Raw genomic sequence first — 23,880 nt, 5'->3', positions numbered from 1 at the left:
AAGATGCTGTTCGACGGTAGCCCGTATATCAAGCGCTACACATCGGCCGGGCAGCCATCGCTGGGTGGCCGGACGGTCTCCATCCCGCAGGGGAACGTTGTCGGCGGCGGCAGTTCCGTGAATGCTATGGCCTACACGCGAGGATCCAGGAGCGATTACGAACGCTGGGTCGCCGCTACGGGCGATTCTGGTTGGTCATGGGATGGCCTGGTCCCGTATTTCCGCAAACAGGAAGGCAATCAGCGACTCGATAACGAAGACCACGGCGCGGACGGCCCGCTAAAGGTGTCGGATCCGTTGTACAAGGTCGACATAGCGGATCGGTTCGTGCGGGCGATGCAGCGCCAGGGCTTGCCGTTTGCGACGGACTTCAACGCTGGAAGCTTGCGCGGGGTCGGCTACATGCAGACGACCATGTACCGGGGGAAAAGATGCAGCGCCGCGGACGCATTTCTCGCTCCTACCATGTCCGATCCGCGTCTGTCGTTGGTCACACAAGCCAACGTTCAGCGCATTCTGTTTGACGGAGACCGCGCGGTCGGCGTCGAGTACACGGCAAGCGGCGCGCTCGTGCGTGCGCGAGCGTCGTCTGAAGTGATTGTTTGCGCCGGTGCGTTCGCGACGCCCAAGCTGCTGATGTTGTCCGGCATCGGTCCTGCCGCGCACCTGCGCGAGCATGGCTTGGGGGTGCGGGTCGATTCGCCGGGTGTGGGCGAACACCTGCAGGATCATAACGTCGCGGTTGTGTCGATGACCACCCGTGGCCAGTACGGCTATTTCGGCGAGGATCGAGGCGTACGCGCACTGTGGAACGGACTGCAATATCTCGCGTTCCGTAACGGACCTATTGCGTCGAACGGGGCGGAAACGATGGCATTCGTCAATCTCAGGGATCCGCATGGGGACCCGGATCTGCAACTCTATTGCGTTGGTGTCATGTGGCCGGATCCGCTGGCGCCAAAGCCGACCTATGGAATGACGCTGATGGCAAATCTCGTGCGGCCACGGTCTCGCGGAACGGTGCGGCTAAGATCGGCGGACCCTGCGGACGATGCACTCGTCAGTCCGAACTGGCTCGACGATGACGAGGACACGAGGCGACTCCTTGAGGCGATCCGGTATCTGAGAACCATTACGGCGCTTGAGCCGTTTGCGTCAATCGTAGGAGAGGAGGTCGGACCGGGGCCCCATTTGCAGTCGGACGATGAACTCTGCGACTACCTCAGGCGGACCACGGATTCAAACTACCATCCTGTGGGTACGTGCAGGATGGGGCGCCCGGGCGACCCCATGTCGGTCTTGACCCCGGATCTTAAGGTAAAGGGTGTCAGCGGGTTGCGTGTGTTCGATGCATCTATGATGCCGTCGATCATCAGTTCCAATACAAACGCGACGGTGATGGCGGTCGCAGACCGTGCGGTCGACATCATGATGACGAGCGCCATAGGCGTATCTGCGACTAGCTCAGGTGTGCATGCGATGCAGTCCGAGTGAAGACATGACGGCACTACAGCGTCTCGCCGCGAGCGATTTTATCGCTACTTCAACCGCGTTTCCTCGGGCGTTTGGGCAAGTACTCTTTGCGCAAACAGGCTGAACATATGATCTTAAACGCACGCCGCCCACTCGTCATGGCGGCCCTTGATGGCCAGGTGGAATACGTGAATGACACGTTCGTGGAATCGCTTGGGTGGTCACGCGACACGGTGGTCAATCTGGCAGCGTCGTCGTTACTCGCAGATATACCTAAGGCTGTCCTGCTGGATATCCAGAAGACAGTGCGAAGCAATCGTCCATGGATTGGCTGTCTGCCTTATCGAACTGTGACTGGAGGGGTCTTCTGGGCGCGCTCAAATATCATGCCCAGCCGTTCCGGCAAGCGGGCAATTGCGCTTATTGAACCTATCGAGCCGGAACAGGCTGCATATGTGGAGTATGCGTACCAGAGGATGGGCGATGTCAATGCAGAGTGGTCGATAAGTGCCGGGAGAATCAACAGGCGAAGATGGTTCGGTTCGACCGCCGGAGTCAGGCGCGTGACCTTACGTTGGAAGATCGCGAGCATTGTTCTTGGGCTATTTCTGGCATCGCTTGCCGCTTGCGCGCTATCGTCAAAGGGCACCCCTTTGGAAATCGTAGGTGTGGTTCTATTTCTGATTTTCTTCATTGCCGGTCTACAGTTGATCAACCTGTTTTACCGGCCTTTGCGGGAAATCACACGGGTGGCTGTAGGTTTGGCCGCCGGACAGTTGGACATGGAGCCTCACGCGCCGGGGGATGACGAGATAGGGGACGTGCTGGCTTTGCTGAATCAGGCCACCCTGAACTTGCGGACTACGGTCGCCGATGTCCGTGATGGCGTAATACAGATGGTGTCAAGAATGGGAACGCTCTCTGGCGGAAATCGGGATTTATCGGCACGGACGGATCAACAGGTCTGCGCTATTCAAGATACTGCTGCCAGTGTTGAGCAGCTCAACGCGACGATTTCCAACAACACGGAGGCGGCCAGGGAGGTCGATCGACTTGCGCGCGAGTCCACGCTTGTGGCGCGCGCAGGTGGCGAGGTAGTTGAGCGAGTGATCGAGATCATGCGCCAGGTTGATACATCGAGCTCAGAGAGCGAGAACATACTGGGGTTGATGGAAGGAATAGCGTTTCAAACCAACATTCTCGCGCTCAATGCCGCGGTCGAAGCGGCTCGCGCGGGGCCTGAGGGCCGCAGCTTCGCGGTGGTCGCCTCCGAGGTGCGGGCCCTGGCTCAACAAAGCGCGGCGGCCGCTAACAAAATTCGTGTCCTTGCCGCCAATAGCCTTGATCTGGCACGGGAGGGGCGCGGCGTGGCGGAGAAAGCAGGCGTCGGAATGCTGGAAACGGAGTCTGCGGTGGCCGTAGTGAGCGACCTGATGCGAGAGATAAACGATGCGTGCTCCGAGCAACGACATGAGATGGTGAAAATCGAACAGGCTATAGCGGCGATTGACCTGGCAACGCAACATAATTCGGCACTCGTTGATGCTGTTGCGTCGATCTCGGAAGAGATGCGCCAGCGAGCCGATGGGGTGGCGCAAGCCGTGTCGCTGTTTGACATTTGAGATAAAGCTATTGAAGACAGGAGGGGCTTCAGAAGACCGACACAATGACAAAGCCGCGCTTCTCTTGCTCGCCATTCTCGTTGCGCTTGTCGGCGCGCGCCGTTGCAACAGGCTGGACTGCAATATATCGACTAAAAGGTAGAGAAATCATGCATGAGCCGATCATCGGCATCTCTTCGATGGCCACGCGCCAAGTGCTGGCTGAACTGATTGAAGAATACGGGCGGCTATCGGGGCGGCGTGTTGCCATCGAGTCAGTTGGTGGCGTCGCCGCTGCCCGACGCGTCCAGGAAGGTGAGCCGTTCGATATCGTCGTGCTCGCGTCCGACGCGATCGACCGGCTCGCCGCAGCCGGCCGGATCGATCCGGCCAGTCACACCGATCTGGTCCGTTCCGGCGTGGCGATTGCTGTAGCATCCGGGTCGCTGAGGCCCGATATTGGCACTGAAGCCGCGCTGCGCGACGCCATTCTGGCCGCGCGTAGTATCGGCTATTCGACAGGTCCTAGCGGCTCACACCTGAGCCGCCTGTTCAGACGTTGGGGTATTGACGAAACCATCGCGTCGCGCATCGTGCAGGCGCCGCCCGGCGTGCCGGTGGGTACGCTCGTCGCGCGCGGGGAAGTCGAGATAGGTTTTCAGCAATTGGGCGAGTTGATGCACTTGCCGGGCATCGACATCATCGGCTCTTTACCCCCTGAAGTGCAGATCATCACTGTGTTTTCTGCCGCCGTGTGCACAGCATCCCGGCAGAAAGATGCGTCGAGGGCGCTGCTCTCATTTCTAGCCTCCCCAGGGACCGCCCCCGCCAAGCGGCGTCACGGCATGGAGCCGGCATGACAGCCGATAACCTTGCCGAACTCGCCTTGCACGCGACCGCGGCGCTCATCATCAGGCAGGTGTCGTAGCTACGCGAGTGCGGAAAGCTTCATTGCGATGGCGTGTCCGCGAATGGACCCGTCCCGTCGGACGGGCAGCTGCCGCCCACTCGGCGTATCGTGAGCCGTCTGTGTGTCGGCCGGGAGTGATGTATCGTTCCTGTCTGTTTGCCCGTACCGGACGCTGAGTGCCCGTGTCAGCTGCTCTAACGAGGCGGGTGGACGCGTTTAAGCGCAGTTGCCCCGATTGCGGCACGTCATGGAGCAACGGGTCGCATGAAACTCGCTACCCACCTCTACGCTGGCCATTGAACGTGCGTTACTCCATCGCCCGGGGGGAGTGTGCAGTCAGTCATGACGGGCGGCCTTCATCATGCCTTACCTGCTATTGGACCGAAGCACATCGGGGCGCGAGGCTTCGGTCTCTTTCTTTTCATCTACACGCAGCAAGCGTCAGAACCGGTGCCTGATGCCCGCGATCAACAGTTCCTGCGTCTCATTCCCGCCATCGACGTACGCGTCCGAAATTACCGCCTGCGCAGGGCCCGCGCCGTTGTTTCCCGACGCATGCCCGTAGCTCATCGTGCCGTAAAGGTCTGTGCGCTTGCTAAGCGCGTAGTCCGCTGCAAGGGTGACCTGCTGATACATGGCGGATGAATCGCCGTGTGACTTTAGCAAGTTATAACCTGTCTCGAACTGTAGAGCCGATGTAGCCTGCCAGACCGCGAATGCAGACGCGTTGTTGTAGCGCTCGGCGGACCGGAAAGTTGAATCGCCGTCTGCTAGATATTCCGCATAACTGTAGTACCCGCCGAGTGTGACAGGGCCCACCACGTAGGTCGCCCCTGCACGGGCGATGCTGATCGCGCTTGCTGTTGCGTATGCATCGTTGACAGGCGAAAGAAAGATACTGTCGGCGCTGCTTGTGCCTCGCGTCGACAGCGCTGCATTGCCGTTGTCGGTGTGAGAATACCCGGCTGCGAGTGTTAACGGCCCCTTGCTATAGCTGATTGCCGCGTTGTATGCCTGCCCGGACCCCACCGAACCGGCAACACCGCCGAACCCGTACATTGCCGCCGCCTGCAGCCCACCCCACGACGGGCTCGTCCATTTGACCGCATTGCTGTTGCGCACCGAACCGTCCGCATTGTCGATGTCGCCGGGCGCGGTGAAGTATTCGAGAAAGTTGTCGCCTTGAACTGCCAGAACGAAGTCTTGCAAAGTATCCTGCTGGCGCCCGATTGTTACCGTCCCGAATTGCCCCGCCAGACCCACATATGCCTTGCGCCCAAACAGCAGTCCGGAATTCATCTTGCCGGTATTGACGTTAAAGCCGTTCTGCAAGTTGAACAGCGCGCTCAGGCCGCCGCCCAGATCTTCGGTGCCCCGCACGCCCCACTGGCTGATGGACATTTGCCCAGACTGTAGCTTGATCTGGTTGTTCGCGCCACCTGTGTTGTGCGTGTATTGAATCGACTCATCGATGATGCCGTAAAGCGTGACGGAGTTTTGCGCAAAAGAAGTATTACATATGCCCGCAGCACACAAGGCCGCTGTCGTTGCTATCCATTTCATTGCTCTACTCTCCCTTAGGTGCATGGTTAAAGAAGTTGGCGGATGGTATACATTGTTCCAATTTTTTCAATGAAGTTCGTATACCTAATTGTTTAGCGTGAATCGAACTCAGCGGACAATAGCGCTGAAGGCCGTTGATAAAAATCTGGTGCCATGCGCCCGCTCGCACAGGCGACATGCTTGCTCCGGCTACCGCAGATGGCGGGTCCGATGTCTGAACAGGCAGATCAGTTAGCTTGCCACATGCTTTCCCTGGTGCGGGTCCAATTCCTTGTAGCGCCGCTCGACACGGCTCGATCAGATGCCGAGCGCGCAACCGTCCTTGCGATGGTCTGATGCGCCGATCAGCGAGCCTGCGTCCCAGTCGATCCGGATTGCTTGCGCGCCCCCGATCGCCCAATGGGGCGCAACAAGTTGGAAGCCGCGGCGAGTGAGTTCGTCGCGCACCGGTGTCGGCAATGTGCTCTCCGCTTCGACAAGATTGGTGCCCGGCCGTGGGAACAGGCGCGGCAGATTCATTGCCGTTTGCATATCGAGGCCGTAGTCCAGCACCTTCGACAGTAGATTTGCGTGCCCCATCGCCTGGTAGTGGCCGCCCATCACACCGAACGTCATCTGCACCTTGCCGTCTCGGGTCACCATGCCGGGGATGATGGTGTGCATCGGTCTCACGTGCGGCGCGATCGCATTCGGGTGTCCTTCTTCAAGCGCAAAACTCTGCCCACGGTTGTGCAGCATCACACCGGTTTCAGGCCCCATGATGCCGCTGCCGAATGGATGGAACAGTGAATTGATGAAGCTTGCGCAATTGCGATCTTTATCGACCACGCAAATGTAGACGGTGTCTTTGTGTTCCGCGGTCTTTGTAGATGGTGTGCCACCCGGTGCATGCTGTGTACCGATGCGTGCGCGCAGCGCCTTTATAGATTCGTCGGACAGCAGTCGATCGACGTCCATTGGTTGGCCGCGGGGGGCGCCCAGCGACGCATCCCGAATCGCGTACGCAATGCGTGTTGCCTCGATTTCGCGCTGTAGGCGGTCGGCGCCGAGCGGATCGTCGTTCGCTTCGAATCCTTCGAGAATCTTCAGAATCAGCAGCGCGATGATGCCTTGCCCATTTGGCGGGCATTCGTGCACGTCGTAGCCCCGAAAGCTGGCCTTGATAGGCTTCACGTATTCGCCGTGGAATTGCGCGAAATCGTCGATCGTATGTAACCCGCCCATGCCGCGCAGGCACGCAACGATGTCCTGCCCGATGTACCCTTCGTAAAACACCCGGGCGCCGGCTTCAGCGATGACCTCCATCGAGCGGGCGAGCAACGGCTGCCGGTGCACGCTCCCCGCGCGCGGCGCCTGACCATCGACCAGCATGAGTTCGCGGCTGGTTTTATCCAGTGACAGAAGTTGCGCCTGATGCGCCCAGTCCGACGCAGCGCGAGGCGCCACCGCATAGCCGTCGCGCGCGAGTCTAATGGCGGATGCAAACAACTGCTTGAGCGGCAACGAGCCGTGATCGCGTGCCAGCGTCGCCCATGCGTCGACCGCCCCGGGAACCGTCACCGCGTGTGGCGAATGCCGGTCGATCGCTGTCACACCCAGCGAGCGCAGCGTGGTTACGCTGGCTGCCGCCGGCGCCCAGCCGGATCCGTTGAAACCGATGATATCGTCCGAACCCCGGCGTGAATAAAGTGCAAAACAATCGCCGCCAATGCCTGTCGAACCAGGTTCGACGACGCACTGTACCGCGCAAGCGGCAATTGCGGCGTCCATCGCATTACCGCCCGCTTCAAGAATCCTGACGGCGGCGAGTGTCGATGCAGGATGCGACGTCGCCGCCATCCCGTCCCTAGACATTACGAGCGAACGTCCAGGTTGTTCAAAGTCTCTCATTTTCAGCTTCCTGTTCAACGGTTTGCCAATGAATTGCGCCAGGCGAGCGTATCGTCAAGCGCCTTTTCAGACGCATCGAACAACTCGTCTATCTGATCGTGTGTGATGATCAGCGGCGGGCAGAAGTTGAACGCGTCGCCAAGAGCACGCGTAATTACGCCATGGGTCAGCGCGCGCGTGCCGGCATAAGCCGCCACGGCTTCGGAAGGCGGGAACGGTTCCCTGGTTTCCTTGTTCGCAACCAGTTCGACGGCGGCAAGCAAGCCCGCGCCGCGTGCCTCGCCAACCAGGGGATGCTTGCCGAGTTCGGCCACTCGTGCCTGAAAGTGCGGTGTAACGCTCCTGACGTGTTCGAGAATGCCATCCTCTTCGTAGATATGCAGCGTTTCCAGGGCAACGGCAGCACACACAGGATGGCCGCTATAAGTAAAACCATGACCGAAAGTACCGATCTTTTTACTTTCCGACACGAGCCCACGGTAGATCTCGTCGCTGACCATCAGTGCGGAAATCGGCAAATAGCCGGAAGAAAGCTGCTTGGCCATGACGATCATGTCGGGGCGCATACCGTACGTTTCTGAGCCGAACATATTGCCTGTACGGCCGAAACCGCAGATCACCTCGTCTGCAACAAGCAAGATGTCGTATCGTTTCAACACCGTCTGGATCTTTTCCATATAAGTGGCAGGGGGAACAATTACTCCACCGGACGCCATGATCGGTTCTGCAAAGAACGCGGCAATCGTGTCGGCGCCTTCATTCAGGATCAGCTTCTCGAGCGAGTCGGCACAGCGTGTCGCGAACTGTTCTTCCGACTCGCCAGGTTTCCCATAGCGGTAGTAGTGCGGGCAATCCGTGTGCAGGATGCGATCGATCGGCAAGTCGAAATCGCGATGGTTGTTCTGCAAACCCGTCAAGCTAGCCGACGCGATCGTCACACCATGATAGGCACGTGTACGCGATATGATCTTTTTCTTGTTTGGTCGCCCGAGCGCATTGTTGTAATACCAGATTAGCTTGACTGCGGTGTCGTTGGCTTCGGAGCCGGAGTTCGCAAAGAACACTTTCGACATCGGTACAGGCGCCATCGCGATCAGTTTTTCCGCCAGCAAAATGGCCGGTTCCGACGACTTGTGCCCGAACGAATGATAGAACGGCAATTTTCTCATCTGCCGGTCCGCCGCATCAGCGAGTCTCGATTCGCTAAAGCCGAGAGACGCGCAGAAAAGGCCGCCTAGTCCTTCGATATAGCGCTTTCCTCCCGTGTCGTACACGTAGACGCCTTCACCGCGGTCGATCACCATCGGCCCGACTTCCTGATGCAGGCTCAGATTCGTATAGGGATGAAGATAGTGATTGATATCGTTTTGTTTCAGATTTTGCATTGGAACCGTCCTTGAATCGTTCTTTACATGACTGCGCGCTCGATTGTCTGGTGCTATGTTCGGCGCAATCGATTTACTTCATTGCCCCGCACAAGAACTTCTGAAGGCGTTCGCTTCTCGGCGTTGCCAGTACGTCGCGCGGATGCCCCTCTTCTTCGATGACGCCTTGATGCAGAAATACGACGTGGTCCGACACCTCGCGCGCAAATTTCATTTCGTGTGTCACGACGATCATCGTGCGGCCTTCTTCCGCGAGATCACGCATCACTTTCAGTACGTCGCCGACCAGTTCGGGATCGAGTGCCGAAGTCGGCTCGTCGAACAGCAACGCCTCGGGCTCCATGGCGAGCGCACGTGCAATCGCAACGCGCTGTTGCTGCCCGCCGGAAAGATGTGACGGATAGGTGTCCCTGAAGCGGGACATGCCGACCTGCTCGAGGTAACACTCTGCGCGCTCGGCAGCTTCTTTCCGGGTGAGCTTCAGAACGTGCCGTGGCGCTTCGACGACGTTCCCCAGAACAGTCATATGCGCCCATAGATTGAAGTGCTGAAACACCATTGCAAGCTTGGTGCGCATCTTGCGCAGCTGAACCGGGTCCGATATCCGTATCTGGCCGCCCTTGTCGACGCAGGTTTTGACTTCGCTGCCGTTTAGCGTCACGCGTCCCGACGAAGGCAATTCCAGAAAGTTGATACAACGCAGCATCGTGCTCTTGCCCGAGCCGGACGACCCTATCATGCTGACCACGTCTCCGCGCTTCGCGACCAGCGAAACGCCTTTCAGCACTTCGTTATCGCCATATCGTTTATGGAGATTTTCTACAGTTAATGCATTCATATGACGTCGCTTTAGCCTCTGGCAAGTTTGGCAAAATGCAGCGGGCGCAGATGCACGAGATATCTGCGTTCGGCAAGCCGGATCAGGAGCGTAAAAATTGCGGTGAGTCCGAAATAGACGGTGCCCACTGAAACAAATGCTTCGAACGGCGCGTAGTAGTTCGCATAGAAATCCCGGGCCGCCCCGGTCAGATCCACCAGCGTGATTGCGCTAACGAGCGACGTGCCGTGCAGCATCAGGATGATCTCGTTGCTATAGGCCGGAATGAATCGGCGCAACGCCGACGGCAGAAGAATTCGCCGCCATGCGGTAAGCCGGCTCATGCCATAGGCCTGAGCGGCCTCGATCTCTCCATATGGCGTCGCCTTTAACGCACCGGCGAGAATTTCAGTGGTGTACGCACAGGTGTTTGCTGTCAGCGCGATCATTGCGCAACTGAACGGATCGCGAAGCAGCAACAGGACGGGGTTGCCGCGCTGCCATGCATCCTGCACCCATGAAAACTGTCCGAAGCCGTAATAGACGATCATCAGTTGCGCAAGCAGCGGTGTGCCCCGCATGAACCATGTGTACGCCGCCACCGGGCCGCTGAACAGCCGGTTGGGAGAGATCCGCAATACAGCAAGCGGAACCGCCAATAGCAGACCGAGGCCCAATGAGTACACAGTCAACTGCACGGTTACCCACAGGCCGCTTGCATAGGCCGCGAAAAGCGGGGCGAGTTCGTCGTAACTCATCAGTGGAGCCTCCCTTCTCGCACACCGCGGTTCAACTGCAGGCGCGCACGCGCGAGGCAAGCGGTCGAGCCGGAAGTCACCAGCAGATAGACCACGCACGCTGCGAGATAGAAAGTCATCGGTGCCTGGGTCGTGCGGCCCGCCTGGTCCGCAATAAACATGACGTCGTGCAGACCGATCAGCGACGCGATCGCCGTAGTCTTGAGCAACACCAGCCAGTTGTTGACGGCTGCCGGCAGGGCAAGACGCACCATCTGCGGAAACAGAATGCGGCGGAACGCGAGCCAGGCGGAAAAACCGTAAGCGCGCGCGGCCTCCATCTGGCCGCGCGGAACGCCTAGAATCGCGCCACGGAAAGTCTCGGTGTAGTAGGCGCCGAAAATGAAGCCGATCGTGAACACGGCGGTCACGAAGGCGTCAACGTCCGGCGCATGAAAACCGAGCGCAGCGGAAATGCGGTTGAGGACGATCTGGCCGCCATAAAAGACCAGTAGCATCATGACGAACTCCGGCACACCACGAATCAGGGTCGTGTAAGCGGTGGCAAGCGACACCAGCAAACGCGAATTCGACAGCTTCGCCATCGCCCCTGCCATCCCGACGCATACGGCAAACGCGACGGATGAAATCGCGAGCAGGAGCGTGACCTCCGCGCCTCTTATCAACGCGGGCAAATATTGCTGCAGTTCTGACATGGCAAACCCCTCTGGATTTTCCCCAGGCGCTTTGCGTGGCGCCTAGCCGGCGTTCGCGGCATTACCGGCCGCGCGCCTGCATCAGTAGATATCGAAATTGAAGTACTTCTTTTCGATCGACTGATACGTCCCGTTTGCGCGAATCGCTTCGATTGCCTGATTGAGTTGTAATCGGAGATCGTCGTCGGTCTTGCGGATCGGAATGCCGTAGCCTTCGCCAAGCAACGTCTTCTGCTCGGGTGTGGTGCCGGTAATCGGCGCGCCGACGAACATGTAATTGGCGCCTTCAGGTTTCACCAGAAATGCGGAGTAGGCTGCCGTCGCATCCTGCAGAGCGGCGTCAATGCGACCTGAGCGCAGGTCGAGGAACACTTCGTCCTGGGTCGGGTAGCGCACCAGTTGAACGCCGGCCGGCACCCAGTAAGCATTCGCGTATTTGTCCCCCAGCGTGCCACGCTGCACGCCGACGCGCTTGCCCTTTAACTCTGCGGGTGTAGCATCCTTTATCGGGCTATTTTTTCCCACTACCAGCCGGCGCGGCGTGTTGTAGTATTTCTCGGTGAACGAGACTTTCTGCTTGCGCTCGGCGGTAATTGCCACGGATGCGACGATTGCATCTATCTTTTCTGCCTGCAGCGCCGGAATCAGACCGTCCCAGCCGATTTGCACCAGTGTACAATTCGCATGCATCTGCGCGCACAGCGCATGAATCATATCGATGTCAAAGCCAACCGGCGTGCCGTCAGGCTGAATCGAGGAAAACGGCGGATAGGCGCCCTCATAGCCGATGCGAATATCTTTCCACTCTTTCGCGTGGACGTTCATCGCCCCCAATGCAAAAGCCAGGAGCAGCAGGTACTTCTTCGCGCGTCGTTTCATGTCGATACTCTAAAAAGTAACTCGTTAAAAAAATAACTACGGATTGAAAGACGTTAATTGCAATGCGTATATAAATAGTAGAACTTAATGATTTTAATCGCGAGCGGTCAAGGCACGAAAGCATGCTCAATTTTCAGTGGTCATCCAGTCGCGCAATGCGGGCACGGTTGCCTCAATGTGTTCCCGCACGGCCGCTTCGAGGAGCAGCGGGTCTCCGGCCTTTATCGCGGTGACAATAGTCATGTGATCGTCGCGGGAGGTCGTCGGTTTATCGGCAAGTTCCACCCATAACCGCATATGCGGTTCCACCACCGTATGCAGCCCGCCGACCTGCGCAATGAGACGTTGCCGACCAGACAATTGGCAGAGGTACTCATGGAAATTACGGTGTGCGGTGACCCACCGTTGAACGTCCGGTTCAAGGCTTTCCATCACATCGATCAGCCTCGTCAACTCCGCGACGTGTTTCGAGGTGATCTTCGGCAGGGCCATGCGTGCGGCGAGTCCTTCGAGCGCGCCGCGCATGCAGAACACTTCCTCCATCTCGTCCGCATCGAGTCCGCGGACGATTGCGCCTCGATTGGGGCGGATTACCACAAGCCCTTCGCTCGCCAGTCTGCGGAACGCCTCGCGCACCGGCATGCGGCTGGTGTTGATTTCAGCGGCGATGTCTTCGGGAATGAGTCGGTCGCCGGCTCCGTAAGTACCCATACGGATGCGGTAGAGAACGTAGGCGTATGCCTCTTCTTCCGCTGTGGCGGGAAAGCGGGTGTGCAAAGAATGTGCGTCGGTATCCATGTCTAGCGGACGGTAGCGTTGGTAAAGCGGTTTCTGCGCAACTGCGCAAATTTCGCGCAATGGTATCCGCTAACTAACAAGTTGGTTTTGAAACCTATTTGTAATAGTGGATATGTGTATTTACGGATGCAATATAGCCGGTCAAAAAAGATGCCACATAGTTGTTAACCCTGGGATGGTTTCAGCACGTCGGTGTGGCTTGAATGTCCGAATCTTTCCGCGCACTGGCGCAAACGTTGATGACGCCGACGGCAGGCGGGACGGACGACGTCGAGCCTTGCGACGGCGGCATTGCTGGGAAGTCGAAGCCTGTTTTGCCGCGGTACAGATCAGCGTCCGTAACTGGCGCCGTTACAGAGGTTTGCCGGTTGCGTAGCGGGAAGATCTGGACTGTAGAAATCGGACTACACGAGTTGCCAATGAGAGAATTGATGACGATGCCGAACCCGGCGTTGGCCAGAGGTACTGAAATGCTCGCACTATCTGCTGGCGGAGATTCTGGAGTGCGTGCGTTCGTATAGCGCGTATCCGCTGGGTCTGCGTCATCTTGAAGAAATGATGGCCAAAGGCGGTATTGCAGTCGATCATTTGACTGTCCATCGCTGGGCAGCTCAAGCTGCGCCTGTTATTGGACAAAGCGTTTCGCCGTCGTGGACGGCCACTTGGAAAGAGCTGGCGCATGGATAAGATTTGCATCCGCGTCCAAGGCGACTGGAAATATCTCGACCGGGCTGTTTACAAGGGCGGGAACACCATCGACTTCTGTAGCGCGCCCTTCGTGACAAGAATGCAGCGCGGCGTTACTTTGAGAAGTCGATCGAGCAAAATGGCGTGCCCGAGACGGCGACCATCGACAAGGGGGCGAGTCTCGTCGCGCTCGAAGCGATCAACCCTGATCGTAGGACGACTGTTAATATCCGCCAGTCCAAATATCTCAACATCCTCGTCGAGCAGGACCAGCGGGCGATCAAACGGCGCACCCAGCCAAATGCTGGGCTTTACGAATTTTCGCTGTGACTGGATTTTTCTGGCCGACATTGAGGTTATGAGTATGATGGCGAAAAGACATCCGAAACGCGCTCACGGAATCCATCCATCCATTCGTCCGCGGTTGGTCAATTATGCGATCAAAAAATATAAGCAATACTTTGCATATCAATCTCGCTAGTTCACCGATCCTTACCGCGATAAAACCCATCCGACTTTGGGCCAAGGTCCGATTGCGGCCTGATCGATGAGCGCAGCAACTTCATCGGGATGCGATACCGGAGACGCATGGCTGGACTGCAGTGTCACAGTCGTTGCATTCATGCGCTTGGCGAAGAAGGCTTTGGCCACCATCATATCGTTGGCCGAAATCGCATAGTACGACGGCTTTATATCCCAGGCTGCAACAGCGGACGGCGCGCCGAAGGCCGCACCGCTGATCGGCCGCTGCTTCTTGGCTAGTTGCTCGTCTTCTATCGTGGGCACGTCGCCGAAGAAGGCATGCGGGAAGGCCCTACCCAGACGCATCCATATTCGACGGGCGGATAGCGCCGGATTGCTCAAGGGGATAGTGCACGTTCTGATGATCGAAGCTGACGATATCCAACCGGGCGCTGCCTGGTCGGCTTCTCGACTGATTGATCTAGTGGTCATCCGCACGTTGCAAAGCTGGATCCAGCAGGGCCCCGCGTCCGCATGGTTGGGCGGACTTTCCGATTCGCGCATAGCAAATACGCTGAAGGCAATTCATGAGCGGCCCGTGCAGCGGTGGAGCACAGAGAGCCTCGCGGTCATTGCGGCATGTCTCGCTCCAGCCTTTTCGAGCGCTTTGCCGCGCTGGTCGGCGGAATCGGGCTCAGTATCAGTTACGAATCGGAGGCTGCGTTCAGCCGCGCTTATAAGGCGCTGTTCGGTCACTCGCCTAACCGCCGCTGGATTCGCGTGCGGCGACCACGCGACGCTGCCGTTGCCTGGGAGTTCGTCCGCTACAGCGAGCCGCTAACCGTCAATATGAACGGCCCGTTGCTGCCGGACGAACCTACGCTGATGGCCTGTTGGGCTGGTGCGGTCCACACTCTCAATCATGTCGAGATATCGCTGAACGCTTTCCTCGATTTGCTGTTGACGCTTATCGATCTTGCCGGCGGTGTAGTTCCTGTCGCGGCTGCTCACTGCCTTGAACTTGCTGCCGTCGATGGCCGCCATGTCGCTAGATAGCAGCTTCAGTCCACGACACAGTTCGACGAAACGACGGCATACGTTGCGGATGGCCGGTCCGTTGTCGCGGCGAAAGTCTGAGATCGTCTTGAAGTCTGGCGCCAGACATCCTGTCAGCCACATCAGCTCGACATCGCGCTGACATTCGCGCTCAAGACGCCGGCTGGAAGGTACCCGGTTCAGATACCCGTAGATATAGATCTTGAGCATCACACCTGGGTGGTAGGACGGGCGGCTCGTGATTGCGGGCGTGGTGCCGTTGAAGCCGAGCGTCGTGAGGTCCAGTTCGTCCACGAACACGTCGACGATTCTGACCTGGTTGCCCCGGCTGATGTAGTCATCGACGCATTCGGGAAGCAGTGCGACCTGCTTGCGGTCATCGCCTTCAACGAATCGCTTCATGAGTCACCCGGTCTCAATGAGTTGATTCAGTTTAGGCGATGAGTGCGTTTTCACGCAGGCTCGGACGGCTTTGGCCTCGAGTTCGGTGTGTTCCGCTCGGAGAGTTATCTGGAACCCAACACCGTGATCGAAGCCTGAGGAGTTCAAGCGATTAGCGCATTCCGCGCATAGTGCCCGACATGCGGAACATTATCTGGCGATGCTGGCGAGCATCCATTCGCGGCAGCGCCGCATGGCTAGCTGATCGTGGAAAACCTGCAAACGATGCGTGGCCTTCTGCGATTCGGCGAGCCGCCTGCTAAGCGCGCTCCGCGTCGAGGGTGCGCATTTCCAGGAGCGCGTCGGCCAGTGTTCGCTTGCTCAGCAAGTGCGTCACCGATTCATCCACTTCGTCGGCCAGATTCCCAAAGAATTGTTCGACGTTGCAACTGACGAGGCATCGGTGGGGGATGTCGCTACGAGCGATCCATAGCTTCTTGCCTTCCATCGTCGCCTTATAAATTTCGCCGAGCGTGATTACGGCGGCATCGGCATTTAGGCTGACGCCACCATCTCGACCCATGGTCGAACGAACGAGGCCGGCGCGCATCAACGGCACCAACAATCGCCTGACAAAGGTTGGATTGGAGTCGACCCCCTCGGCTAGTTGAGCCGAGCTTAATCGTTCGACCCCTTCAGCGTGGGCGAATGCCAGGCTGAGCATCATTTGCAAGGCAGTCGGAAAACGGACGTCAATCATGAACAGCCTCAGTCTTCACAAGATATGTATCTATTATTATTGCATATAATACACGATGCGTGTATCGTGTCGGAGGTCTATTTTTTAAGGGGATATTCCGTGTCGGATCAACGTGAAATTCAAGAGGTACTAGCGCGGTACGTTCGGGCAGCCGATCACCGAGACGGAATTGCTATGAGCAACCTCTTCTTGCCTGAAGGCAGGGTCGATATCTTCTACAACAATGCCGGCATACCTGAGCACCTTGGAGAGCTGGTCGGGCGAGAAGCTATCGCTGCCGCAGTCACCACGGTGATGAAGCCGCACCCGCTACGAGGCTGGAGCCATCACACTACTCATGATCCGATCGTAGAGGTACAGGGTGATATCGGGACACTCGACGCACAATTTATCGTGTTCAATATCGTCGGTGCAGAGAAGCCTGAAGGCGGCTGGCCAAAAGGAGTCTATGGCGCGCAGGGGAAGATCACCCCTATCGAGTCGGGCTATTACCGACCAATTTTGAAGAGAGTCGATGGCCGCTGGCTGATGGCAAACCACCGAATTTATCTCGACCTCCCGATGGCTTTTTAAGAGACCGAAATGAAGGGTGTTTTCTATAGCCGCTTCGGCGGATCCGATGTTCTCGAGTATGGTGAGCTGCCAGAGCCGAAGCTGTCGCAGAACGCCGTGCTTGTCCGCATGAAGGCCGCGGCGATCAATCCGGCCGATATCATGCTGCAGGCGGGTTTGGGCGATAGATTCATGGAGACATGGTTTCCAGTCGTACCTGGATGGGATCTCGCTGGCATCGTCGAACGCGTAGGCGCTGGCGTCGTCGAGTTCCGGCCGGGCGACGAGGTCGTCGCTTATACGCATCAGGAAATCCTGCACAACGGTACTTATGCAGAACTTGTAAGCGTTCCAGTGGAGCGACTGTGGCGAAAGCCAAAAAGTGCTTCGTGGGGCGAAGCGGCCGGACTTCCGCTCGCCGGATTGACGGCTTATCGCGCGGTGTTTGATACGCTAAACGTGTCCGATAGGGACAGCGTTCTTGTGCTTGGTGCGTCAGGAGGCGTGGGCTCGCTGGCAACCCAACTGGCGGTGGCGTCCGGTGCCACTGTGTTCGGAGGTGCGTCCACGTCGCACCAAGCCTATGTGAAATCGCTCGGCGCGGAGCCAGTGCAGTACCGAGGTGACATTGCGGATCAGGTTAGACAGCTTGCTCCCGCTGGCGTAACCGCCATCGTGGATTGCGCCGGTCATGGTGGATTGGCAAAGGCTATGGCTGCGGCGACCCCGGGCGCGAGAATCTGCTCAATCGCAGACGGCGGTCCTGGTATAAGAACTGTCTTCGCCCGCCCTGATAAAGAGGTTCTCGGTCGGCTTGTTGATCTGGTCGAAGCCGGATCCCTACGAGTAACAGTTGCGAGTTCCTTTCCCTTGGAGGATGCAGCAAACGCCCAAGACGCGCAGAAGGCAAAGACCTTTGGACCAGGAAAGATCGTGCTCGTTCCCGATATAGCCGAGCGAAATTGAACGTCATCATTGGAAGATCGACATAGTGTTGTGAGAACTGCCGATAAGCCGATCCGGTTTGCGAGTGAATCCACGAAACGTAGCTTTCCTATGGAATGAACTGCGGTAGCCGCGTTGCTATCGCAGCGAAGGTTGGTCTTGCCTACATTTGGCGATTTTCAAACCGAGCATGCTATGGGCCTTGCCGGCGGCGCCGAGAATCAGTCATTTTCGAAAATAAGGGGCGTGACGAGTGTGATTCACACACATCGTTTTCAACTAGAATAAACCGAGAAACCGCGAGATCTCGACTCCATTGCCCTGGGTGCTGATGTACCACGAGAACGGCGTTGCCGCTGTCGTATGCGCGCGGCGTGGCATCTTGATGTCGGACACTTCGCAATGGTTGCCTCGCTACGAGGATGCTGGAAGAGAGGAGATTCCCTGTCACAGTCGCCGCCTCTAAATAGTCCAAAACGAAACGTCGTTGACGCTGATCCGGAGAGGACTCAGCCGCTGCGTGCCGAGCACAGAGGGGCACGGCGCGTCCAGAAATAAGTTGCGGTTTGACCTTGCCCCCGTTTGACGAATCCCATAGCTGGGTGAATTATGCGGCTTCGCCTCTATGAGCCGCGAACCAGTTCTTTTCGAATGTCATGGGGCTGACGTAATCGAGCGTTGAATGTAACCGGCGCGCGTTGTAAAAACCCAGCCAGTCAATCACCTCATCCATTGCTGCCCGCCGGGTGGGGAAGTGTCGTCCGTGCATGCGTGCTACCTTCAGCGAACCCCATAGACTTTCCGTCGGCGAGTTATCCCAACAATTTCCACGTCGGCTCATCGACGAACGCATGCCGTAGGCCTTCAACGCGTCCTGAAACAGGCCGCTGCAATACTGGCTGCCCCTGTCGCTATGCACGATTACGCCGGCGTCAGGGCGACGCCGGAACCACGCCATTCGCAATGCGTCCGTGACCAGTTCAGCCTTCATGTGCGGCTGCATCGACCAGCCCACCACCTGCCTGCTGAACAGGTCGATGATGGCCGCGAGGTAGACCCAGCCTTCGGCTGTCGCCAGGTACGTGATGTCGGTCGTCCAGACCTGGTTCGGTGCGTTAGCGGTGAAGTCGCGCTCCAACAGATTCGGCGCCACCGGCAAATCGTGGTTCGAGTTCGTCGTCGCGATGTACTTGCGCTTGTGGCGGGCTCGAATGCCATGCTGCGCCATCAGTTTGCGAACCCGTTCTTTGCCCACGCGCACGCCTTGCGTGAGCAACTCCTTCCACATGCGAGGCCAGCCGTATTCGCCCTTGACCTGCATGTGAATCGCCTTGACTTGCGCGAGCAGCGCATCGTTGCTTACGCGGCTACGGTGCGGCTTGTCGTGCGCGGTGCGTTGCCGGCGCTGATGATATCCGCTGGGACTGACTTCCAGCACTTCGCATAGGACCGAGACTGGCCAGCGGCGTCGATTGTGCTCGATGAACGCGTACTTCACATCGATTCCTTCGCGAAGTACGCTGCGCACTTTTTTAATATGTCTCGCTCCATCTTCAGGCGCGCTACCTCCGCACGCAGCCGCGCCAGCTCCATCTGTTCCGGGCTCACAGGCTTCGTGCCTGCGCCCGCCAGCTTGCCTTCCCGGTCAGCCTTCACCCAGTTGTACAGCGTCTGTTCAACCACACCCAGTGTCGCCGCCACTGCTGCCATGCTTTGCCCGGCTTTGACCAGTCGTACCGCTTCCAGCTTGAACTCGAGCGTGTACTGTGCCCGCTTTGCCTTGCTTGTCATCGTTCTTCTCCTTGCTTGAGTTTACCTGCTCAGCAAGGGATTCGTTTTTCGGGGGCAAGCTCAGTTCCATGATTGAGGAGAACTGTCCCTCTCGACCGTTCATAAGGTTCGGACCGAGTCCTTGATGAAGCCGTCAGTGCATTCCAGGTGGCCGGCATATCCCAAACTCCATAGCGAACCGTTCACAGGGATCGGGTCCCGATGGACACGAATGAAAACCATGCGAGGCATCTATCAACACACGGCGTCGACTACTGCGCGAGCTTCCACGTATTGGCTGTCTATCCATTCAGAATCGCCCGGATTCGCTACTTTTCTTGATCGTGTCATAGAAAAGACGTGATTTCAGTTACAGCGTATGCAGATTGACAGGGGAGGGGCGTTCCTCGCCGAATCATTACAACGGCGTCTGATGACTGAGTGCATCAAATTCCACACACCCCGCCGCGCTCGTCCCACCTTACTGGCAAGGTCGAGCGTTCACAACTCCATGACCTCAACGAGTTCTGGGCGGCGAATTAAGGAGTGGCAGTTCGATACAACTGGCGCCGCCTACACGGCAAGCTCAGCGGCAAGATGCCCGTCGAGCGCATTGCAGAATGCACGAAATCACACCGCTCGCGCAGCAAGTGCAAAGCGCCTTCGACGCACACAAGGCGCGAATCGGGCGCTGCGAATGGCGACTCGACAGAACTGCTTGATCGAATATCATCAGTGCGAGCTCGCGAGGAAAGCGATCACAAAAGAGTGAGATGATGCCCGTGAATCGCACGTGTAAAAAGAACTGCGCGCAAAGAGCATCCGACAACTACATAGCCAGAATTTCCCTTACCGCGTTGTCGATGAACTTGACATCGACCGCATTGGCCGCGGGCCCACCCGCGAAATGCCCCCATACCGACTCAATGGGCCGCAACTCAGCGTTGCGCATCTTCGAAACTTCATACTCACTATCTTCCGGCGGGAAGTACAGATCCGTGCGCCCGGGTATCACAATAGCCTTGGCAGTGATGCTGCCCAACGCGCGATCGAAGTCTCCCTGGTAAAGAGAATTGGCGGAAATATCGCCGTGCTGCCAACTCCACATCATCGACAGAATATTGTTCGCGTCCTTCTTCAGGAAATCACCCTCCCAGAACTGGGTGATAAAGTCCTCAAGCGAGCCATATCCCATTGCTTCCATGTCGAGCCGTTGACGCAAAAAAGCCTGCGAAAATCCCCATCCGGCGAACACACGCGCCGCAGCCCGCATTCCGCGTGTCGGCGGTGAATCGTAGAAACCGTCCTTGAATTCCGGGTCCAGCAGCAATGGCGCCTTGAGGCCTTCTATAAACACGAAATTGTGCCGCGAGCAGCGCGCGGCCCCGCAGAACGGCAGAATGCGCTCGACCATCTCCGGATACATCGCGGCCCAATGGAACGCCTGCATCGCGCCCATCGACCAGCCGGTGACGAGCTTGAGCGACTCGATGCCAAACTTCTCGGTCACAAGGCGGTGCTGCATCGCGACATTGTCGTAGAGCGTGACATGCGGAAAACGGCCGCGATCATAAGGCGGCGGGTTGTTGCTCGGTGAGCTCGATACGCCGTTGCCGAACATGTTCGGCACAATGATGAAGTACTCCCGCGGGTCGAGACCCATGTGCTCCCCAATCAGCCACTCGTTGTCGACATGGCTGCCGCTATAAAACGTCGGGTAGACAATCGCATTGTCACGCGCCGCATTCAGTTGGCCATATGTCTTGTAGCTGAGCCGCATGTCAGGCATCGTCGCGCCGGACTGCAACGCGACGCGGCCAAGGCTGAAAGTTTCGAAGTCCGTCATGTGAGCCTCATATTTAATTGGCGAAGACGTTAAGGAATTTTCGGGTACGCTCGTGAGTTGGGTTGTCGATCACCTCCTGCGGCGTCCCTTGCTCGATGACCTCGCCGCCATCCATGAAAACGACGCGATCGGCGACATCGCGGGCAAAGCGGATTTCGTGCGTGACCACGACCATCGTCATGCCGGCATCAGCGAGCCCGCGCATCACGCCAAGCACTTCTCCGACGAGTTCTGGATCGAGTGCCGAAGTCGGTTCGTCGAACAGCATTAACTTCGGTTTGATCGCAAGCGCACGCGCAATCGCTACCCGCTGCTGCTGACCACCTGATAACCGATGCGGCAAAAAATCCGCATGCGCGGCGAGGCCCACGCTCTTCAACAGTTCGCGGCCGAGCGCTTCTGCTTCGGCGCGAGGTACGTCATAGACCTGCTGCTGTGCTTCGACGATGTTCTCCAGCGCACTCAAATGGCTGAACAGGTTGAAATGCTGGAACACCATGCCTACGCGTGCTTCGGCGCGCGCACGTGCGAGGTTGTGCAGGGGCCGCACAGTGCCGCCGCCACCCGGCACTTCCCGATAACCCACATATTCTGAATCGACCTTGATCGTCCCCCAGTCAAGCGGTTCGAGATGGTTGATGAGCTTGAGCAGCGTGCTTTTACCGGAACCGCTCGGACCGAGGATCACGACGACTTCGCCATGGGAGATCGACAGGTCGACGCCGCGCAAAATCTCGCGTTTGCCATACGATTTCCAGACGTTCCTGCACGCCACAAACGGTTCATCACGATGGCGCGGCGTGCGGCTTTCGGCGGGCAGCAGCGTGCCTATCCATGCATGATCGTTCGCCTCCGGCTGCTGGGCGGCGACCGGCAAGACAATCGGTGCGTCGAGCGGTTTAACATCTGGCGTCGAAGTGCGTAGTCCGAACCACGAGAACGTGAGTTTCCGATCGCGCTCGTGATCGAAGATGCGTTCGAGCCATACCTGAAGCAATGAAATTCCGCTCGTCAGAAACAGATAGATCACCGCCGCCGCGCCGAACACGGTAAAGAACTTGAAGTTCTGTCCGACGACCTGTTGCGAGCGGAACGTAAGTTCGTTGACGAAGATCACCGAGGCGATTGATGTTAGCTTCAACATGCCGATGGTATCGTTGGCGAGCCCCGGGATCACCGCTCGCATCGATTGCGGCAGGATAATGCGGCGTAACGTGAGCAACGGTCCCATGCCGAGCGCGGCGGCCGCGGTGGATTGTGAGCGGTTCACGGACAGAATCCCGGCACGAAACAGTTCAGCGCTGAACGCCGCCTCGTTCAATGCAAAGCCGATCACCGCAGTCGTGACTTCATCGAAGCGCAATCCGATTAGCGGCAACGCGTCGAAAATGAACACGAGTTGCAGCAGTTGCGGTGTGCCGCGCACAAACCAGATATAGCCCCACGCTGCCGAGTTCAGGGTCTTGAACCGCGATAGCCGCATCAGCGCAAGACCGAGCCCGAGCACAAGCCCGATTGACATTGCGATCAGCGTGATCTTCACCGCGATCCATGCGCCGCCGAGCAGGAACGGCGAGCCGACATAACCGACCAGTTCCTTGAAACCGTCGAGCACCTGAACGCCATCGAGACCGGCGGCCATTGCCGGCTGCAGGTGGAATATGGCGACCATACCGAGCGCGCCGACGAGGTTGTGTTTGATACGCAATGCCTTCATTTCAGAACCTGATCCATGACGCTACCGGCACACGGCAAGGTGTGCCGTGCAGGCAGTCTTTATTGAGTAAGCAGTGTGGCGGGCATTTCCAGCGACGGATCTACGCCGTATTGCTGAAAGGTTTTCTTCTGCGTCTGATTGACCTGCATGATCTTGAGTCCATCGGACACGGCGGCGATCATGTCGGCGTTGCCTTTCTTCACGCCCACGCCGATCTTCATGCCGCTCGTCACCATGAAGCCGCGGGTGTAGAGCTGGGGATTCTGCTTCGCGAGACCGTCGACGAGCGCCAGGTCGTACATCATGACGTCGGCGCGATGGCTGGCGACGAGGCGCGCGCCCGACGCGATATCGGCGGACGTCATGATGGTCACATCGGATTTACCTTCGGCTTTGCATTTGGCGGCTTGCGCTTGCGCCATTGTCAGCTCGACGGTGCCAATGCCCGCCGTGACCGTGAGGCCGCAGAGCTTTGAGATGTCATCGACCTTTTTGGGGTTGCCGGCCGCTACCAGACCGCCGGTGCCGGCCTGCATATACGTGACGAAAGTCGTTTCCTTCGCGCGTTCCGGTGTGTAGTACAGCAAGTCCCACATCACATCGATCTGTCCCGCACGCAGCGCCGGCAGCAGCCCGGGCCAGCCGGCAGTGAAGAACTCCGTTTTCACGCCGGCGCAGTCGAATACGGCGCGAGCCATATCGGCATCGGCGCCGATGATCTTGTTGAAATCCTTGCTGTCACGAAACGCATACGGCGGTGACTCGGGGTCCACGCCGATCTTGATGGTCTTGCCCGCAAGCGACGGATATTTCTGGGCGACCTTGGACGGTTCGCACGATTGCGCCGATGCGCCTTGTGCGAGGAGCAGGCCGGTGAGGGCGCATAACAGCAGCTTGATGGCCTTTGACATGAACATGGCGAATCCTATTGAGGT

The 23,880-nt window shown here is 58.0% G+C and carries 20 protein-coding genes and 3 pseudogenes; 8 read left to right on the top strand and 15 right to left on the bottom strand.

Features of this window, described 5'->3' with window-relative positions; genetic code table 11:
• Nucleotides 1-3 precede the first annotated feature (3 nt).
• From BLW71_RS27260 to BLW71_RS27250, 3 genes are all read left to right on the top strand, one after another.
• Nucleotides 4-1,494: a GMC family oxidoreductase gene (locus tag BLW71_RS27260; RefSeq protein ID WP_353615897.1), complete on the top strand. Its 1,491-nt coding sequence runs from the start codon at nt 4-6 to the stop codon at nt 1,492-1,494.
• 137 nt (nt 1,495-1,631) lie between these two features.
• Nucleotides 1,632-3,095 (top strand): methyl-accepting chemotaxis protein, encoded by a 1,464-nt coding sequence (locus BLW71_RS27255; RefSeq protein WP_177205129.1) that lies wholly within the window; start codon nt 1,632-1,634, stop codon nt 3,093-3,095.
• A 149-nt stretch (nt 3,096-3,244) separates the two neighbouring features.
• Entirely contained in the window at nt 3,245-3,934 is a 690-nt protein-coding gene (locus BLW71_RS27250) for a substrate-binding domain-containing protein (protein ID WP_286162124.1), read from the top strand.
• A gap of 491 nt (nt 3,935-4,425) precedes the next feature.
• On the opposite strand, the gene BLW71_RS27245 is transcribed toward BLW71_RS27250, so the two are convergent.
• The 8 genes from BLW71_RS27245 to BLW71_RS27210 all read right to left on the bottom strand — a co-directional run bounded on the left by BLW71_RS27245 (nt 4,426) and on the right by BLW71_RS27210 (nt 12,769).
• Nucleotides 4,426-5,547 carry a porin gene (locus tag BLW71_RS27245; RefSeq protein ID WP_091804140.1) on the bottom strand — a complete coding sequence of 374 codons (1,122 nt, stop codon included), beginning with the start codon at nt 5,545-5,547 and terminating at the stop codon, nt 4,426-4,428.
• A gap of 297 nt (nt 5,548-5,844) precedes the next feature.
• On the bottom strand, nt 5,845-7,437 hold the full coding sequence (locus BLW71_RS27240) for a gamma-glutamyltransferase family protein (protein ID WP_091804137.1): 1,593 nt from the start codon (nt 7,435-7,437) through the stop codon (nt 5,845-5,847).
• Between the two features lie 14 nt (nt 7,438-7,451).
• Complete coding sequence (locus BLW71_RS27235; protein WP_091804133.1) at nt 7,452-8,822, bottom strand: aspartate aminotransferase family protein; 1,371 nt, start codon at nt 8,820-8,822, stop codon at nt 7,452-7,454.
• 73 nt (nt 8,823-8,895) lie between these two features.
• On the bottom strand, nt 8,896-9,660 hold the full coding sequence (locus BLW71_RS27230) for an ABC transporter ATP-binding protein (protein ID WP_091804130.1): 765 nt from the start codon (nt 9,658-9,660) through the stop codon (nt 8,896-8,898).
• Between the two features lie 11 nt (nt 9,661-9,671).
• Nucleotides 9,672-10,397 carry an ABC transporter permease gene (locus tag BLW71_RS27225; RefSeq protein WP_091804127.1) on the bottom strand — a complete coding sequence of 242 codons (726 nt, stop codon included), beginning with the start codon at nt 10,395-10,397 and terminating at the stop codon, nt 9,672-9,674.
• On the bottom strand, nt 10,397-11,092 hold the full coding sequence (locus BLW71_RS27220) for an ABC transporter permease (protein WP_091804124.1): 696 nt from the start codon (nt 11,090-11,092) through the stop codon (nt 10,397-10,399). The genes BLW71_RS27225 and BLW71_RS27220 overlap by 1 nt, the downstream gene beginning before the upstream one ends.
• An 81-nt stretch (nt 11,093-11,173) precedes the next feature.
• Nucleotides 11,174-11,971, bottom strand: a complete 798-nt coding sequence (locus tag BLW71_RS27215) for an ABC transporter substrate-binding protein (protein WP_091804120.1) — start codon at nt 11,969-11,971, stop codon at nt 11,174-11,176.
• 126 nt (nt 11,972-12,097) lie between these two features.
• On the bottom strand, nt 12,098-12,769 hold the full coding sequence (locus BLW71_RS27210) for a GntR family transcriptional regulator (protein WP_091804117.1): 672 nt from the start codon (nt 12,767-12,769) through the stop codon (nt 12,098-12,100).
• 465 nt (nt 12,770-13,234) lie between these two features.
• Here BLW71_RS27210 and BLW71_RS27205 point away from each other — a divergent pair.
• Nucleotides 13,235-13,937: pseudogene (locus tag BLW71_RS27205) on the top strand (IS6 family transposase).
• Nucleotides 13,938-13,948: 11 nt separating this feature from the next.
• Here the strand turns inward: BLW71_RS27205 and BLW71_RS42035 are convergent.
• Nucleotides 13,949-14,320: a hypothetical protein gene (locus BLW71_RS42035; RefSeq protein ID WP_218157153.1), complete on the bottom strand. Its 372-nt coding sequence runs from the start codon at nt 14,318-14,320 to the stop codon at nt 13,949-13,951.
• Here BLW71_RS42035 and BLW71_RS42795 point away from each other — a divergent pair.
• On the top strand, nt 14,235-14,759 hold the full coding sequence (locus BLW71_RS42795) for a cupin domain-containing protein (protein WP_218157136.1): 525 nt from the start codon (nt 14,235-14,237) through the stop codon (nt 14,757-14,759). The two genes, BLW71_RS42035 and BLW71_RS42795, sit on opposite strands and share 86 nt — an antisense overlap.
• A gap of 53 nt (nt 14,760-14,812) precedes the next feature.
• Here BLW71_RS42795 and BLW71_RS27195 read toward each other — a convergent pair.
• Nucleotides 14,813-15,376, bottom strand: a pseudogene (locus tag BLW71_RS27195) (transposase); the annotation flags it as partial.
• 298 nt (nt 15,377-15,674) lie between these two features.
• On the bottom strand, nt 15,675-16,115 hold the full coding sequence (locus tag BLW71_RS27190; protein ID WP_091804114.1) for an RrF2 family transcriptional regulator: 441 nt from the start codon (nt 16,113-16,115) through the stop codon (nt 15,675-15,677).
• Between the two features lie 24 nt (nt 16,116-16,139).
• Between BLW71_RS27190 and BLW71_RS27185 the strand changes: the two genes are divergently transcribed.
• Both BLW71_RS27185 and BLW71_RS27180 read left to right on the top strand, forming a co-directional pair.
• Complete coding sequence (locus BLW71_RS27185) at nt 16,140-16,688, top strand: nuclear transport factor 2 family protein (RefSeq protein ID WP_286162123.1); 549 nt, start codon at nt 16,140-16,142, stop codon at nt 16,686-16,688.
• A 9-nt stretch (nt 16,689-16,697) separates the two neighbouring features.
• Nucleotides 16,698-17,633: an NADP-dependent oxidoreductase gene (locus BLW71_RS27180; RefSeq protein WP_091804111.1), complete on the top strand. Its 936-nt coding sequence runs from the start codon at nt 16,698-16,700 to the stop codon at nt 17,631-17,633.
• A 586-nt stretch (nt 17,634-18,219) separates the two neighbouring features.
• On the opposite strand, the gene BLW71_RS27175 is transcribed toward BLW71_RS27180, so the two are convergent.
• Nucleotides 18,220-19,403 (bottom strand): IS3 family transposase gene (locus BLW71_RS27175; protein WP_091793237.1). Its coding sequence is split into 2 segments (ribosomal slippage): nt 18,220-19,139 and nt 19,139-19,403, totalling 1,185 coding nucleotides; the frame shifts between segments, so codons are not numbered across the junction.
• A 79-nt stretch (nt 19,404-19,482) separates the two neighbouring features.
• Between BLW71_RS27175 and BLW71_RS42960 the strand changes: the two are divergent.
• Nucleotides 19,483-20,095: pseudogene (locus BLW71_RS42960) on the top strand (transposase family protein); the annotation flags it as partial.
• 116 nt (nt 20,096-20,211) lie between these two features.
• On the opposite strand, the gene BLW71_RS27170 reads toward BLW71_RS42960, so the two are convergent.
• Genes BLW71_RS27170 through BLW71_RS27160 form a run of 3 tightly spaced genes read right to left on the bottom strand, consistent with a single transcriptional unit; the run spans nt 20,212 to nt 23,862 of the window.
• Entirely contained in the window at nt 20,212-21,228 is a 1,017-nt protein-coding gene (locus BLW71_RS27170; protein WP_091804109.1) for an alpha/beta fold hydrolase, read from the bottom strand.
• Between the two features lie 13 nt (nt 21,229-21,241).
• The gene (locus BLW71_RS27165) at nt 21,242-22,945 is read right to left on the bottom strand and encodes an amino acid ABC transporter permease/ATP-binding protein (protein WP_091804106.1); all 1,704 of its coding nucleotides are present in this window, start codon (nt 22,943-22,945) and stop codon (nt 21,242-21,244) included.
• A 59-nt stretch (nt 22,946-23,004) separates the two neighbouring features.
• Nucleotides 23,005-23,862, bottom strand: a complete 858-nt coding sequence (locus BLW71_RS27160; RefSeq protein ID WP_091804103.1) for an ABC transporter substrate-binding protein — start codon at nt 23,860-23,862, stop codon at nt 23,005-23,007.
• Between the last annotated feature and the right edge of the window lie 18 nt (nt 23,863-23,880).

Origin of the sequence: Burkholderia sp. WP9 (assembly GCF_900104795.1) — a bacterium.
Lineage (GTDB): Bacteria > Pseudomonadota > Gammaproteobacteria > Burkholderiales > Burkholderiaceae > Paraburkholderia.
This window is presented reverse-complemented; position numbering and strand designations above follow the sequence as displayed.

What these genes read in the sequence shown, in the direction of transcription:
- BLW71_RS27190 (WP_091804114.1), bottom strand. Translation starts at nt 16,115, where the DNA reads ATGATTGACGTCCGTTTTCCGACTGCCTTGCAAATGATGCTCAGCCTG.
- BLW71_RS27230 (WP_091804130.1), bottom strand. Translation starts at nt 9,660, where the DNA reads ATGAATGCATTAACTGTAGAAAATCTCCATAAACGATATGGCGATAAC.
- BLW71_RS27180 (WP_091804111.1), top strand. Translation starts at nt 16,698, where the DNA reads ATGAAGGGTGTTTTCTATAGCCGCTTCGGCGGATCCGATGTTCTCGAG.
- BLW71_RS27255 (WP_177205129.1), top strand. Translation starts at nt 1,632, where the DNA reads ATGGCGGCCCTTGATGGCCAGGTGGAATACGTGAATGACACGTTCGTG.
- BLW71_RS27210 (WP_091804117.1), bottom strand. Translation starts at nt 12,769, where the DNA reads ATGGATACCGACGCACATTCTTTGCACACCCGCTTTCCCGCCACAGCG.
- BLW71_RS27235 (WP_091804133.1), bottom strand. Translation starts at nt 8,822, where the DNA reads ATGCAAAATCTGAAACAAAACGATATCAATCACTATCTTCATCCCTAT.
- BLW71_RS27225 (WP_091804127.1), bottom strand. Translation starts at nt 10,397, where the DNA reads ATGAGTTACGACGAACTCGCCCCGCTTTTCGCGGCCTATGCAAGCGGC.
- BLW71_RS27260 (WP_353615897.1), top strand. Translation starts at nt 4, where the DNA reads ATGCTGTTCGACGGTAGCCCGTATATCAAGCGCTACACATCGGCCGGG.
- BLW71_RS27170 (WP_091804109.1), bottom strand. Translation starts at nt 21,228, where the DNA reads ATGACGGACTTCGAAACTTTCAGCCTTGGCCGCGTCGCGTTGCAGTCC.
- BLW71_RS27215 (WP_091804120.1), bottom strand. Translation starts at nt 11,971, where the DNA reads ATGAAACGACGCGCGAAGAAGTACCTGCTGCTCCTGGCTTTTGCATTG.
- BLW71_RS27245 (WP_091804140.1), bottom strand. Translation starts at nt 5,547, where the DNA reads ATGAAATGGATAGCAACGACAGCGGCCTTGTGTGCTGCGGGCATATGT.
- BLW71_RS27160 (WP_091804103.1), bottom strand. Translation starts at nt 23,862, where the DNA reads ATGTTCATGTCAAAGGCCATCAAGCTGCTGTTATGCGCCCTCACCGGC.
- BLW71_RS27185 (WP_286162123.1), top strand. Translation starts at nt 16,140, where the DNA reads ATGTATCTATTATTATTGCATATAATACACGATGCGTGTATCGTGTCG.
- BLW71_RS27165 (WP_091804106.1), bottom strand. Translation starts at nt 22,945, where the DNA reads ATGAAGGCATTGCGTATCAAACACAACCTCGTCGGCGCGCTCGGTATG.
- BLW71_RS27240 (WP_091804137.1), bottom strand. Translation starts at nt 7,437, where the DNA reads ATGAGAGACTTTGAACAACCTGGACGTTCGCTCGTAATGTCTAGGGAC.
- BLW71_RS27250 (WP_286162124.1), top strand. Translation starts at nt 3,245, where the DNA reads ATGCATGAGCCGATCATCGGCATCTCTTCGATGGCCACGCGCCAAGTG.
- BLW71_RS27220 (WP_091804124.1), bottom strand. Translation starts at nt 11,092, where the DNA reads ATGTCAGAACTGCAGCAATATTTGCCCGCGTTGATAAGAGGCGCGGAG.